This is a genomic window from Thiospirillum jenense, from assembly GCF_014145225.1.
In the GTDB taxonomy this organism is placed as follows: Bacteria; Pseudomonadota; Gammaproteobacteria; order Chromatiales; family Chromatiaceae; genus Thiospirillum; species Thiospirillum jenense.
In genome coordinates this window covers 1-1,334 of record NZ_JABVCQ010000077.1, presented here as the reverse complement: position 1 = coordinate 1,334, position 1,334 = coordinate 1, and the positions used below count along the sequence as shown (strand labels likewise).

At 46.6% G+C, this 1,334-nt stretch carries 1 protein-coding gene; it reads right to left on the bottom strand.

Annotated elements, in window-relative coordinates:
- Positions 1-4 precede the first annotated feature (4 nt).
- The gene (locus HUK38_RS14560; RefSeq protein WP_182585042.1) at positions 5-1,006 is read right to left on the bottom strand and encodes an integron integrase; all 1,002 of its coding nucleotides are present in this window, start codon (positions 1,004-1,006) and stop codon (positions 5-7) included.
- Between the last annotated feature and the right edge of the window lie 328 nt (positions 1,007-1,334).

Sequence of the window (1,334 nt, the reverse complement as noted above, 5' to 3'; positions counted from 1 at the left end):
GTAATCACCGATCTAGCGGACTGCGTACTCCGTGTCCGCCACGATTGAGAACGTGGGTATAAACCTGCGTAGTGCTGACATCTTTATGCCCCAGTAATTCCTGCACAGTGCGAATGTCATAACCCGCTTCTAATAAATGCGTGGCGAAAGAATGGCGAAATGTGTGCGGTGTCGCGGGTTTAGCGATGCCGGATGATTGCACTGCCCGCTTGATCGCCCGTTGCAATGCCTGTTCATCGGTGTGATGACGCCGCGTGATGTCACTGCGTGGATCGCGGGATAACCCTCGCGCTGGAAATACCCATTGCCATGCCCATTCTTTTCCTGCATTGGGGTATTTCAATTCCAGTGCATGAGGTAAATAAACGCCGGGTACATCCGCCGCTCGATCTTGTTCAAACAGCAATTGCACACGCACGAGGTGTTCTTGTAATGGTGCAATGAGTGTGTCTGGCAGCATTGTCACGCGATCTTTGCCGCCTTTACCAGAACGCACAACAATTTCGCGCCGCGTAAATTCCACGTCTTTTATTCGTAAGCGCACCAATTCCATTAAACGCATTCCAGAGCCGTATAACAATTTACCCATCAATTGATGCGTTCCTTCTAGCATCGTGAGTATGCGATCAATTTCCCCCCGCGTTAATACCACCGGCAATCGGCGCGATGGTTTTGCGCGTGTCACGTTTTCTAGCCACGTTAATTCCACTTCTAATACTTCTTTGTAAAGAAACAATAGCGCCGCTAACGCTTGATTTTGAGTTGAAGAGGATACGTTTCGATTCACTGCTAAATGCGTTAAAAAGGCTTCAACCTCTGGTGTACCCATTTCTATTGGATGTCGTTTATCGTGAAATAGAATAAAGCGTTTAATCCAATCTACATAGGCTTCTTCGGTACGCAGCGCATAATGTTTCACGCGCAATCGGTTGCGCACTTGGTCCAGTAATCGAGGCTTTTGTACGGCTTGCGAAACGCTGTCTAAAACTGGAGCAGGTTCTGACATATGAGCTGTCATCCTTAATGAATAAAGTACTTGACATCAGTCTTACAGATCAACTATAAGGCATTTTTATCAGTTTTGACAAATTTCTAGGGTGGCTTTTATCTCGAATTTGAGGTCGAAGTCTTGTTATGCCTCAAAAGGAGATACAGATGACACAAGAAAAAATACTGTTCCTCGGTCCAGAGGATTCGCCATTGATTCCTTGGCTGCAAGAGCACGGCGAAGAAGTCATTCAAACAGCCGACAAACTTTCAGCTCAGGCTGTTGCAAAGCAAGAGTTCTCCTTTCTTGTCAGTTACGGCTATCGGCATATCCTTCGTAAAGACAT

Coding starts and splice junctions, on each gene's coding strand:
- HUK38_RS14560 (WP_182585042.1), bottom strand. CDS start 1,006: ATGTCAGAACCTGCTCCAGTTTTAGACAGCGTTTCGCAAGCCGTACAA.